General features: G+C 44.4%; 11 protein-coding genes. 9 read left to right on the forward strand and 2 right to left on the reverse strand.

Going from position 1 to position 12,597, the window contains the following annotated elements:
* The first annotated feature begins 1 nt into the window (after position 1).
* The 5 genes from WJR50_RS26740 (at position 2) to WJR50_RS26760 (ending at position 6,838) form a co-directional block, all read left to right on the forward strand.
* Complete coding sequence (locus WJR50_RS26740; protein WP_341296381.1) at positions 2-1,216, forward strand: mandelate racemase/muconate lactonizing enzyme family protein; 1,215 nt, start codon at positions 2-4, stop codon at positions 1,214-1,216.
* Complete coding sequence (locus WJR50_RS26745) at positions 1,182-3,584, forward strand: CehA/McbA family metallohydrolase domain-containing protein (RefSeq protein ID WP_341296382.1); 2,403 nt, start codon at positions 1,182-1,184, stop codon at positions 3,582-3,584. The genes WJR50_RS26740 and WJR50_RS26745 overlap by 35 nt, the downstream gene beginning before the upstream one ends.
* Positions 3,585-3,781: 197 nt before the next feature.
* Positions 3,782-5,050: a mandelate racemase/muconate lactonizing enzyme family protein gene (locus WJR50_RS26750; protein ID WP_341296383.1), complete on the forward strand. Its 1,269-nt coding sequence runs from the start codon at positions 3,782-3,784 to the stop codon at positions 5,048-5,050.
* A gap of 42 nt (positions 5,051-5,092) precedes the next feature.
* The gene (locus WJR50_RS26755) at positions 5,093-6,184 is read left to right on the forward strand and encodes a WD40 repeat domain-containing protein (RefSeq protein WP_341296384.1); all 1,092 of its coding nucleotides are present in this window, start codon (positions 5,093-5,095) and stop codon (positions 6,182-6,184) included.
* Positions 6,185-6,244: 60 nt separating this feature from the next.
* Positions 6,245-6,838 carry a hypothetical protein gene (locus tag WJR50_RS26760; RefSeq protein WP_341296385.1) on the forward strand — a complete coding sequence of 198 codons (594 nt, stop codon included), beginning with the start codon at positions 6,245-6,247 and terminating at the stop codon, positions 6,836-6,838.
* A gap of 246 nt (positions 6,839-7,084) precedes the next feature.
* On the opposite strand, the gene WJR50_RS26765 is transcribed toward WJR50_RS26760, so the two are convergent.
* The gene (locus WJR50_RS26765) at positions 7,085-7,234 is read right to left on the reverse strand and encodes a hypothetical protein (RefSeq protein WP_341296386.1); all 150 of its coding nucleotides are present in this window, start codon (positions 7,232-7,234) and stop codon (positions 7,085-7,087) included.
* Positions 7,235-7,515: 281 nt separating this feature from the next.
* Between WJR50_RS26765 and WJR50_RS26770 the strand changes: the two genes are divergently transcribed.
* Complete coding sequence (locus tag WJR50_RS26770) at positions 7,516-8,640, forward strand: sensor histidine kinase (protein ID WP_341296387.1); 1,125 nt, start codon at positions 7,516-7,518, stop codon at positions 8,638-8,640.
* A 61-nt stretch (positions 8,641-8,701) separates the two neighbouring features.
* Here WJR50_RS26770 and WJR50_RS26775 read toward each other — a convergent pair whose 3' ends face one another.
* Positions 8,702-9,598 carry a LysR family transcriptional regulator gene (locus WJR50_RS26775; protein WP_341296388.1) on the reverse strand — a complete coding sequence of 299 codons (897 nt, stop codon included), beginning with the start codon at positions 9,596-9,598 and terminating at the stop codon, positions 8,702-8,704.
* A 661-nt stretch (positions 9,599-10,259) separates the two neighbouring features.
* Between WJR50_RS26775 and WJR50_RS26780 the strand changes: the two genes are divergently transcribed.
* From WJR50_RS26780 to WJR50_RS26790, 3 genes are all read left to right on the forward strand, one after another.
* Positions 10,260-10,526 carry a hypothetical protein gene (locus WJR50_RS26780; protein ID WP_341296389.1) on the forward strand — a complete coding sequence of 89 codons (267 nt, stop codon included), beginning with the start codon at positions 10,260-10,262 and terminating at the stop codon, positions 10,524-10,526.
* A gap of 26 nt (positions 10,527-10,552) precedes the next feature.
* Positions 10,553-10,843: a hypothetical protein gene (locus tag WJR50_RS26785; RefSeq protein WP_341296390.1), complete on the forward strand. Its 291-nt coding sequence runs from the start codon at positions 10,553-10,555 to the stop codon at positions 10,841-10,843.
* 69 nt (positions 10,844-10,912) lie between these two features.
* On the forward strand, positions 10,913-12,595 hold the full coding sequence (locus WJR50_RS26790) for a proton-conducting transporter transmembrane domain-containing protein (RefSeq protein ID WP_341296391.1): 1,683 nt from the start codon (positions 10,913-10,915) through the stop codon (positions 12,593-12,595).
* The last annotated feature ends 2 nt before the right edge of the window (positions 12,596-12,597 follow it).

Raw genomic sequence — 12,597 nt, forward strand, 5'->3', positions numbered from 1 at the left:
CATGAACAGGAGATCATTTCTTACTAAATCCACTGCTTCCGCAGCTTTTATGGGAGGCTTGTCATCCGCTTCTGCTTTTTCTGAGAAAAGTAAGGCAAAAGATAAGTTTTCCGATATCAAAATCACAGACGTCAAAGTCTACCAGTTTGAAGAGGGAAAGGATAAGGCGGTTTTTGTGAAAGTAGAAACGGATGAGGGTACGGCGGGCTGGGGTGAATGTAGCCCCAACTTTTCTCCTGTCATCAGAGAACTGGTCAGTGTAAGCCTCAAACCCCTGCTCATTGGTAAGGACCCGCTGGCGACCGAGCCGCTTTGGGAGGATATGCTCTACATCAATCATGACCTGGGAGCGGGTGGAGCCCTCACCTACGGTATAGCCGGGGTAGATTGCGCCCTCTGGGACCTCAAAGGTAAACTGCTGGGCGTGCCGGCCTACCAGTTGCTGGGGGGTAAGTTCATAGACAAAGTGCTGGCCTACGGCAGCTTTAGCACCCGGGGAGGTACGATGAGCATAGACGATGCGGTGCAGCAGGCTGAAAAACTGGCCGAAAGAGGTTTTAAAGTAATCAAGCTTCGCATGCAGATTCGGGAAAATAACCTGAATCCTGAACCTGACCGGACGGTGGCCTATTACAAAGCACTCAAGCAGGCTTTGGGCAATGACATAGAACTTTTTGTAGATCCCAATGAAGGCTACACTGCTTACCGGGCAATTCAGATTGGCAAGGTTCTGCAGAACGAATTCGGGATGAAATATTACGAAGCGCCCTGCCCGGAGGAAGCACACAGCGAAACCCGGCAGGTAGTGGAAGCGCTGGATATGGCCCTGATGACCGGTGAAAAAGCCTACAATCGCTGGATGTTTCGTGACCTGATACTGAATGCAAATCCGGATATGCTCAATCCCGATGTCGCCAAGGCAGGCGGTATCAGTGAGTTTATGAAAATTGCTGCTTTGGCCGGTGTTTTTCATAAGCAGATTGTGGCGCATAATACCAAACCTACCCTGGCTACCGCCGCTACACTGCATGCGCTGGCTTCCATTCCCAACTGTGGGCCCTTTGTAGAGTACATTGACCGGGATATGTTTCCTACCGTCATCTCGGTTTTTGACGAAGATGTGCGCTTTGAAGAAGGCTATCTGCATCTGCCGGAAGCTCCGGGTTTGGGTTTAGCCATGAATGAAAAACGATTGCAAAAAGCTTTCAATACCTGATAGTAATATAAATCTCAGGGAAAATGATGAAAAAGTGAGTATTGATTTCAGACAAATTTTCAACCTAAAACAACTTTTGGGAAGCTTTTTACAGCTTATCCTCATTAGCTGCATTACCCTCACAGCACAGGCAGACCCTATTAATCCTGATCTTTCTGCTTACAAAGCACAAGATGGACTTATCGCTAAAGTTGAGGGAGAAATGCTGCTGATCAGCTGGGAAGGAGAAGATGAAACCGAACTGCAATTAAAATTTGCTATCAATGAAGGCGTGCCAAGCATTGATGAGCTGTTAATTCGTCCGTCGGGTGGAGCGTGGAGACTACTTGCCACCAATGTCACGCCTGAGTTTAGTGTGGTTTCAGGCGTAAGGCGTGTTACGCAGCAGCAGACTGAGCCGCTGGAGGAATTGGGGGTTGAGCTTAGCGCTGAGAAACTGAACGAGATCAAATGGGATGCTTTCTGGGATGCACCACTTTATATTGAAGATGAGCCTCCGCCTACCCATAAGTCATCTATTCCTGCGGCAGAACCTTTTGCCAACCACTTAGGGATGCCGAGGAAGCCAGAGGAAATCAACCGGTCTACGGCTACTTTCCAGGCTAATGGCTGTGAAGTGCGTACCAATGGTGCGCGATTGGAAATCATCTTCCCCGGAGTAACAGTGGGCATTTTTTCCGGTCATTTACAATATGATATTTACAAAGGCTCTAACCTGATTCGGCAGATGGTGCTTGCACAAACGGATCATCCATCGGCAGCTTTTAAGTATGATGCTGGTTTAAAGGGATTGCCTCTTCAGCAGTCAGCCCGTGTAGTGTGGCGTGACCTCGCTCGGCACTGGCAGGAATATCATTTTGGAGGGCCTGCTAATGAGCAGCCAGTAGTCTTGAAAAGTAGTAATCGTGTAGTCGCAGCTGAGATGTCAGGTGGGGCTATCGCAGCTTTTCCTCCGCCCCACAGCTTTTACTGGGCACGGGAATCGGAACAGAATCTGGGCTACAGCTGGTATCGTAAGGACGATGACGAAACTTTCTCTTTCGGAATGCGGCAGGCAGAACTGGAAGAAGACCCTGAGTTTTATCATAATTTTGCGCTCTACAATGCCCGGCCGGGCACCTGGCAGCGTATGCCTGTCTTCTTTTATATCAGTCCCGAATCGGGAGAGCAAGCGATAGAAGCTGCCTTACGCTTTACCCACGGTGACCGCTTTAAGCCGCTTCCTGGTTACAAAGTGATGGGGCATCACTATCATGTGGGGATGGTAAAGCGGCTCAATGAACGAGGCGGTTTTGACCATCGTCTCAATGATGTGGAGACAATGAAGTCCATTGGTGTGAATATTTATGGCGTGATAGATGGTGCGCGTGGTCCGGGCCGACATGATCGGGGAGAACTATTTCTGAAAGACCTGGCCAACTACTACGAAGCAGCGCGGAGGCAGTCCGACAAAGATTTTCTCCTCATGCCCAATGATGAGAACAGCACCGGAGGTCGTCCGCCTTTCCTGGGTGGGCATTACGATCTGCTGATTTCCAAACCTCTGTACTGGCGACCGCAGCGACAGCCCAATCAGCCGGTCATAGATCAGCACCCGGAATATGGCACAGTCTATAACATTGGCTCGCCCTCCGACATGATGCAAATGAGCGAGCATGCCAATGTGTTGCTTTCTATGCCGCATCCCCGTTCCAAAGGTTCTACCGGGTATCCTGATGCTATCAAAGATGAGCCGCACTTTCTGCACAGAAACTACTTTGGTCTGGGTTATCGCTGGGGCATGGGCATAGACGCTTCGGCGATCCGCCTGGGAGAGTTTCGCTTTCTCAAACTTTGGAATGAAACGAACAACTGGATGGCTGCTCGTGGGCTTCCTCCAAAATTTGCATTGGCCATTTCCGAAGCACGTTCTGATTACAGCGATCAGGGTAAGCCTCCCTATTTTGATGCTTACGGGATGTCACCGGTCAACTACCTCAAAATTGACAGTGTGCCCAGGGTGGATGATATGAGTTCTATCATTAATGCGCTGAAGCAGGGAGAATATTTTGTAACTTCAGGAGAAGTACTAATTCCTTACTATAGAGTACAGGGTATGGGAGAGCTGCGAACAATTGTGGCAGAAGTGGAGTGGACCTTTCCTCTGGACTTTGTGGAAGTGGTGTGGGGAGATGGTGAAAAAACCGAACGGCAGATCATCTCCACTCCAGATCTACCGGCTTTTGGCAGCAAGCGTTTTGAGATTCCCTTTGATGCCAGTGATAAAAAGTGGGTACGTTTTGCCGCCTGGGATGTAGCTACCAATGGAGCCATGGTGCAGCCTATTAGTTTGATAGAAGCCGATAAATCTTCAGATCGTAATGAATGAGTATTTTATGATTTCAATACCTATAATAGTGCAAATACCCTAGAAGCGAACTGGAAAAAATAAATTGAAGAATTAGGGTTAACCTTAATAGTTACCAGTTCTGCTCAAAATCTTAGTTTTATCAGTCGCGCATTTGGAACTTCATTACGATAGAGTAAAAAAGAATGCTTCAACCACCTAAAAAAATAGTAGTGATCATGAATAAACAGCAGAATCGACGTCATTTTCTTAAATCAGCCGCTGTAAGCACGCTTGGGTCAGCAGTCATCTTTGGAGCCTCCCCCCCAGCTTATGGTGCTCCTACCAATGATTATGAAGAGCTGGACAAAATTCTTGCTGAGCCGGTGCTCAAAAAAGAGCTCTTCAGCAGTCCGGTGGTCATTGAAAAACTGGAACTGCTGCGGCTGGAGGATAACTTTATCTGTAGAGTAACTTCTACCGATGGTGCTGAAGGCATTGCGGTAAGCAACAATTTCCAAATGATTTATTTGTACCCGATTTTTCAGCTTCGACTACAGCCTTTTTTCATCGGTAAAGACGCACGCGACTGGGAACAATTGCTGGACGAAGTATATGTGTACAAGAGCAATTACAAGCTGCAAAATCTGGCACTCTGGGTTCCTCTGGCTACCATTGAGTTTGCTGTGCTGGATATGCTGGGCAAAATTGCCGGTAAATCTATGGGAGAGTTGATAGGTGATATTCACCATCCGGAGATTGCTGTCTATCAGGCGAATAATTACCGGGGGAAATCAGCCGAGGAATCTATCCGGCTTATCCAGAAAGAGGTAGAAGAAACGCAGGCCAAAGCCCTGAAGTTTAAAGTAGGTGGACGGATGAGCAATAATGCAGATTACCCTCCTGGCAGGACCGAGAAGCTCATCCCGCTGGTGCGCAAAACCTTCGGCGATGAGATGACCATCTACGCCGATTCCAACGGCTCTTATACGCCCGATGAAGCCATCCGTATTGGAAAGCTGATGGAGGAATACAAATATGACTTTTACGAAGAACCCGTACCTTTTGACTGGTATGAAGAGACCAAACAGGTAGCCGATGCGCTGACTGTCCCGATTGCGGGAGGAGAGCAGGAACCCAGCATGCACAGCTTTCGCTGGCTCATTCAAAATGATGCACTGGATATCGTGCAGCCCGATATCTTCTACTTCGGCGGAATGATACGCTCCATGAAGGTTGCTCGCATGGCAGCTGCCAGAAACAAGGTCTGCACCCCGCATATTTCTGGCTCCGGGCTGGGCTATCTGTACATGATGCATTTTGTGTCGGCAGTACCCAATGCCGGGCCTTATCATGAGTTTAAAGGTTTTAACAATGAGTTGCCCCTGGATTCTCCCACCTCTAGTCTGACGAGTAAGGGAGGAGTGGTAAAGGTACCCACTGGGCCGGGACTGGGTGTTACCATTGATCCGGCTTACATAGAAGACCATAAGCCAGTACAAGCTTAACAAATGACTTAATCACTACACATTACCTAAATAATCAGCAATATGAAGTTTATTTTTTTGCTCATCCTAAGTGTTTCTTTGCTCCAGACCGGCTACGCTCAGGAGGAAAAGAACCTGATCTATAATAGCGAGGCACCCGATGTTTTTCCGCTCTGGCACAGAGTAGCAGATTTTTCAACAAAATTAAGAGCAGTAGAAGCGGCAGAGCTGTCCCCTGATGGAAGGCTGGCCGTGTCAGGCTCAAAGTTCGGCTATAAAGTGATGCTCTGGCGCACAGCAGATGGTTCGCTGGTGTGGGAAAATGAACATGAATCTGAGGTAGAATGTGTGGTCTTCTCTCCTGACGGCAAAAGAGTAGCCAGCGGTGGAGAAGATTTTTATGTGCGCATCTGGGATGTGGAAAGTGGTAAGCAACTGGCTGCCTGGGAGCACGATAGTGGCCTGGATGGCATCACCTGGTCGCATGATAGCAAACTGATCGCTACCGGCTCAGAAGCGGGAGACGCCTGGCTCTGGGATGGCGATACCTATGAAATGCTGGCTAAGATCAAGGCAGGCTCTACCATCAACTCTCTGGATTTTACGAAAGATGACAGCCGCTTGGTAGTGGCCGGAAACATACAGACGCCTGATCCTGAGACCGGAAAAACCCACTACGCAGGTTTCGTTTCCCTGATTGATGTGCAGGAAAGAAAGGTGATTCGTCAGTATGAAGGACATGAAGCTTCGGTAAAATCAGTACGTATTTCAGATGATGAACAGTTCATCGCTACCGGCAGCTTTGACAGCACAGCCAGAGTGTTTAATTTCCGAAGCGGAGCATTATTACAGACCTTCAAAAGACCATTACGGGTAGAGGCCATCGCTTTTACGCCTGACGGACAATATCTGGCCATTGGTAGCCAGGAGCCGCAGATTACCTTCATCCGCATGAGCGATTATAAGAAAGTATTTGAATTGCCCTGCCCCAGAGTTGAGTACCTGGATTTTTCTGATGATGGGAGACTTTTGCTCACCTCCCATGAGGACAGTGGCTTGCTTTCCCTGTACATGATGCTCTCCAACTCAGGCCGAACAGGTGTGTATCAGAGAATTGCCAATGACCAGCTGAAAAACAGAGACCTGCAGGAATAATCTATAGTTACGTGTGGAGAATCAGAAGAGTATTTCAAAATATTTTGACAAATAACATCTATGAAAGCCATCATTCCAGTTCTGTTGCTTTTATCTCATCTGTCCCTTGCTCAGGAAAGGCAGTACAGTATTAATAAAGAAGGATATCTTGTATTGGAGGCAGAAAACATGCCTCATAGCGAGCTGTGGAATTTTGTGGCCGTAGAAAAAGGAAAAAACTGTACTGGTACAGGTTATCTGAAATATGTGGGGCCTGTGACAGGAAGTGGACATGATCAGGAAACAGATACTGAGGGTAAGTTACAGGGAAATCCTGAAGACTGGCTGGTAATACCAGTAGAAGTAAAGGTGCCGGGAAGATATCGCATCAACTTACGTAATCATCATCTGGAAAAAGATGGGGACAACGATATTTGGGTGCATATTGTAGGCTGGCCTCCACCCATTAAGCGTGTAGGAGACCATGCAGTAGATTCCTTCCAATGGCTTACCTGGGGACCAGACTGGGTATATTGGGATATAGAGAAGCCGGGGCTGTATGAATTCTATGTAGCGGGTAGATCTCATGGTTTTGGCATAGACAGAATTGCCATATATAATGAAAAAGCACCTATTAGTGTTTTTCTAAGAGAGACAAAACCTGCCAACGAATAAAGGGCAAGCTAACTGAGCTGTGCTCATCTAGGTTTCAAGCACCTGTGCTTTTTTACTCCAAACATAGAATGCTTCATGCTAACCTTATACAGCAAATAAACACCTTATTATTTATGCTCAACAACTTGAGCTGATGCTCCGTAAATTTTACGGAGAAATTGAATCACAAGACCTCTATCTATCCTAATCTGGGCATAGGCTTGCTCAATTGATGGCCTCTACTTCTCAGTAATTCTTGAAAGGAAGCTAGTTTTCTGTCCAGCTGCTTTGCACATCCGGCTGAGCATCAGTCTCTCCACTAAGTTCAATCCCAAGCCCTGACTCTTTATTATCAATATTACTGCGTGTAATCGGCTCCCCTTTATCAGCCTGGTTTAGGCAGTAGTTCTCTGACACTTTTACCAATATGTTCTTTTAAAGAATATCTGTTAATTTCTGCCAATAGCTCATTGAACCATACAAAGTGTAGTTGAGTATTAATCATATCCAATGGGAGCAGTATCATAGATGGCTTACAATCAACCTGAGTCTACACATTGTGAAATTTTTTTAAAAAAGTATAATAGAGGTTGGTTTTGTAGAGAAAGTTAGATAGATACAAAGTGATATCTTTCCTATCTTTGTTACTATCAACATTATCGTGTAACTTTTTCATCTATGGATTTAAGCTTCGGAGTATGAATAATAAGCCACAGTCTTCTGGGCCTAAAAAACTTTTAGAAGAGAGTGAAGCCAGATATCAACTATTGATCAATAGCGTAAAAGATTACGCTATATTCATGTTAGACCCCCAGGGGTATATTTCCACCTGGAATGCTGGCGCTGAAAAGCTGAAAGGTTATAGCAAAGAGGAGATTATCCATCAGCATTTTTCAATATTCTATCCTACAGAAGCAGCTGCAGCTCAATATCCTGATTTTGAACTGGCCAAAGCTTTAGAAAATGGAAAGTTTGAAGACGAGGGATGGAGAATAAGAAAGGATGGAAGCCAATTCTGGGCGAATGTGACCATTGCTCCCATATATAATCATAAAAATCAGCATATAGGTTTTACAAAAATTACCAGGGATTTAAGTGAGCGCATTAAAAACGAAACGCTTATGAGGAAAAATAAAGAGTTGCATCAGGTAAATACTGACCTGGATAACTTTATTTATACCGCCTCACACGACCTCAAGGCTCCCATTACTAATCTGGAAGGGCTACTTTCCTTGGTAGAAAGAATTATATGTCCGAAGCTGAATGAGTCTGAAAAACAAATAATTGAGAAAATGGGCACTTCCTTATCAAGATTGCAGAGTACCATAGAAAGTCTTATTGAAGTGACTAAGGCACAGAAAAATCTGGAGGAAGTAAAGGAGGTAGTTTCTTTCAAAGAGGTGTTGGAAGAAGTAAAAGAAGAAATAAGCCCCTTAATTATGAGTTCTAATGCTATAATAAGTGATAATTTACAGGTGCAGGAACTGATATTTGCTAAAGCCAACCTGAGAAGTATCCTCTATAATCTGCTCAGCAATGCCGTCAAGTACCGCTCATCCGAAAGGCAAACTGAGGTAGAAGTGGCTACTTATAAAGAAAAAGGTCAAATTGTATTAAGTGTCCGGGACAATGGTCTTGGGCTTAGTGAAACTCAACAAGCAAAGCTTTTCACAATGTTTAAGCGTTTTCATAGAGACATAGAAGGGACGGGCATAGGCTTGTATATTGTCAAAAGAGTGATAGAAAACTATGGCGGGAAGATTCAGGTCAAAAGCAAGCTAAATGAAGGAACAGAGTTTAAGCTTTATTTTAACCTTTTTTAGCATAAAGAATCATTCCACCTTTTTCAGAATAAATTCTTTTTGAAAAATCTATGCCCCAATACTATTTATACTCCAGACACCACTGAAAATGGCCTTCCAGGATTTTTTCTTTTTCTTGTCTTACAAAATCCAGATATGCACGGGCGACCGGAGAGAGTTTCTTGCCTTTTAGCCAGACCAGTCGCCATTTGGTTTTGATAGGTAATCCTTTGGCAGGCAAAATATGAATTTGCTTATTTTCCAGCTCATTATGAATACCGATGAGTGGCACGATAGAATAGCCCAAACCCGCAATTACTGCCTGTTTTACCGCCTCGTTAGAGGTGAGTTCCATTCTTCTCCTACGATTACCCTGGTGAGTGCTAAAATATATTTCCATAGCCATTCTGGTGGCTGAGCCTTCTTCCCGGTAGATCAGAGGTTTGTTTTCCTGCTTTTTAGGCTGGTTGCCTACCAGGTATAGCTTGTTCTCAAGCAGCAGTTCTTCCTCAATGTGCAGATTATCTGGCAATACCGAAACTAAGGCAAAGTCGGTTTCATTATTTTTAAGGCTTTCCACTACCTTGGTTTTATTGGTTACATCCAACACCAGATCAATACCGGAGTGCTGCTCTAAGAAACCTGATAAAAAATAAGGGATTACATACTTGCCGGTGGAGGCAGAAGATATGGATAAGCGTCCGGTCATAATACCCTGATACGCCTCTGTTTTATAATTAATTGTATATAACTCCTGGATAACTCTCTCGGCAATAGAAGCAATTTCATGCCCAAACTCAGTGATATGTAATTGTCGGCCAATTACTTCGGTCAGCGGAATCTTAAACTGATCCTGAAAATTTTTAAGCTGTATGGAAACCGCGGGCTGAGTCATGTATAACTCCTCGGCAGCCTTGGTAATACTCCGGGTCTGAACTACTTTCAAAAATATCTGAAGTTGATGAATAGTATAATTCATAAAAATAGTTTATAAGTCTAGCTGCAAAGTTAAATAAAATTATATGATTTTATTTCCTTTATAAATAGCAGATTTCAAACCTCAATGAAATAACACAAAGAAGCATAAATATGAGATGAAAAGCATTTCGGTAGAGCTCCTAGCTTATCCTCAGGAAAAACAGAACAAAGCTTAAAGGACAAGATACTGAATGTGGTAAGGACGAATGTGTTTCCTGTTAAGAAAATAGTCTGGAGAAATTTAAAGAAATGATCAAAGTCTTTTTGACAAAATGTCCGGGCCCAGCACTCCGGTAATTCAAAGATAGTTTGTGCTGATAGTGATGGACTAGCGGAAAAATGAATTATTCCTTTCCTGATTCAATATTTGTTCAACTCATCATAGCCATATGATCACCCTTAGCTGTCAGACTAACAGGTGGCGCTAAACTATACTGTTGATGCACATAAAGAGAGGATAATATGAATGAATATTATGACTGTGGGGAAAAATAGCGATATGTAAACCCTCTGATAAGTTACAGAAAACTGCATCAGCACGCACCTAAGGGGTTAATCAGAATAAAATATAAAATTATTTTATGAAATACATTAAAAACATAAATGAAAATATATGATAATAAATTATAACCTTTGCAGAGTACAACAAACAAACAGATACTATGCAAAAAACAGCAAAACAAGTTGAAGAAATTAACACAGTAGGCAAATTGGGAATTATGCCCGACAAGCTGAGGCAAATTCTATACGTGATTACAGGTTTTACTTTGCTTGGATCCTGGATCTTATTGTCTGCACTAAATGGCAGCATATTATTGAAAGAAGTTGTGGCATCTGTCATCATCATCGTTTGCCTGCTTCTTTTGAAAGCGATTAGACCAGGGTATGAACAAGATAGAAACCGGTTGGAACAAATTATTATTCAATAAATGGTATCACGCTTAGAACTATAGCTATGAATTCGTTTGAACAACTACAGACAACAAAATTTATGATTGGAGTCTACAATCCACTACTAGCAGCAGATATGGTTTCGTCTATCATTGATGCTCACATCAATTTTTACAAGCTGCAATTTCTATCCCAGTGGGAATCGGATCACTCAACCAGTACTGAGGACCGTGACAAAAAAATAGGGGAGCTTAAAGAGAAAAAGAAGCAATTGAGATCATTAATTGAACAATCAAAAGAAGAGGGAGGCAACATAAGCCTGGAAGGGATATTTGAAATAAAATTGATGAGGTAGCAGTCTGTTTTTATCACAAAATTTTACAAACGCTAAAAAAAGATATTCTCATTTTAATTGAAACAAAGTATGTCGGTAAACTTTCTTACCCTGATTATAATATTATCACCTCTGGCCTTCACTGCTACGGCGATAGCTTCTTGGTTTCAACCGGGTGGCAAGCCCTATGTTGTAAAAAAGCTAAGCCTGGCTTCTGCCGTATTTACCATATTTATTGCCGCGTTCAGCGGCTTTTTAGTTTTTAAGCATGGCATGTTACAAAGCCCTACCTTTGGTTATGCTGAAATAGGTCTGGCGATCAGACTGGACCCTTTGAGTGTACTCATGCTGTGTATGATCGCTTTATTAGGTTTTGTAGTACTCAAGTTCAGCATGAACTACCTGGACGGAGACCAGCGGCAGGGTATCTTCCTGGGACGGTTGTCTGCCACCATCGCTTCAGTACAGTTGCTCGTGCTCTCAGCCAATTTAGGGTTATTGTTAATCTCCTGGGTTTTGACGAGCCTTTGCCTGCACCGACTTTTGGTATTTTATCCCGAGCGCCCCAGAGCCGTGATTGCTGCCCGCAAAAAATTTATCATGGCCCGGTTGGGAGATGCCTGCTTGCTGGGAGCAGTTATTCTGCTCTATAATCAGTTTGGAACGGGAGACCTGGAAACGATCTTCCAGGGAATAAAAAATGTTTCTGCCTCCACTAGCAATTCTACCAGCTTGGAAACGACAGCCGTATTATTAGCCTTAGCAGCTATTCTAAAATCAGCCCAGTTTCCTACCCATGGCTGGTTGGTAGAAGTCATGGAAACACCCACCCCGGTTTCTGCTCTCCTGCATGCCGGGTTACTGAATGCCGGACCATTCCTGATAACGCGTATGGCTTTTGTGATGAGCGGGGTAACCTATGCTCCGCTGGTGCTCATTGCCTTCGGAGGCTTTACCGGACTTTTTGCTTCAGTAGCTTTTCTTACTCAACCTTCAGTAAAAACCGCTCTTGGGTATTCAAGTGTGGCCCATATGGGTTTTATGCTGATGGTATGCGGACTGGGGGTTTATCCAGCAGCTATGTTGCACCTGGTCGCCCACTCATTTTACAAAGCCCATGCCTTTCTCTCTTCAGGTAGTGTCATTGAAGTGGTGCGCGCTTCCAAAGTAACCTTGCCCAAGAGGCTAGGTAGCCCGTTTCGTGTAGCGATAAGTATTTTGCTGGCTTTTGCCATCTACCTGAGTTTTTCTCTGCTGTGGGGTATTGACCCGGTAGAAGAACTAGCGCTGCTGGCAACCGGACTTATCATAGTGATGGGCTTGTCTCAGATGCTTGCACCGGCTCTGGACTCTACCAGTTATTTCAGTAGTATGCTACGTACCTGTCTGCTGGCTATTGCGGTAGCTACTGCCTTCTTCTCGCTGGAAAGCGGCACCCATTATCTGTTGCAGTCACAATTGCCCGGCCTGACACAAGCAGGTGTGTTAACCAGTCTTTTTATTGGAATAGTTTTACTTACCTATGGAGCGGCAGTGCTGGCGCAAATGCTCGCGCCTGCTCTACCTGCCAGTGCTTTTTGGCACAAGATGAGTATCCATTTTCGTAATGGCTTGTACGTTAATGCCTGCTTGGACCGTCTGGTAGGAGCCCTAAAAATACCACCCACCAGGCAAAGTATCAGGCACTATGCAAAACAAGAGTCCCTTACTCAGAAAGCGTTATTGAACAGTGAAGAAGAGTACAGCGAAGCAGTTGTATTGGAAAGACTGTAAAA

Source organism: Catalinimonas locisalis (assembly GCF_038039535.1).
Lineage (GTDB): Bacteria > Bacteroidota > Bacteroidia > Cytophagales > Cyclobacteriaceae > Catalinimonas.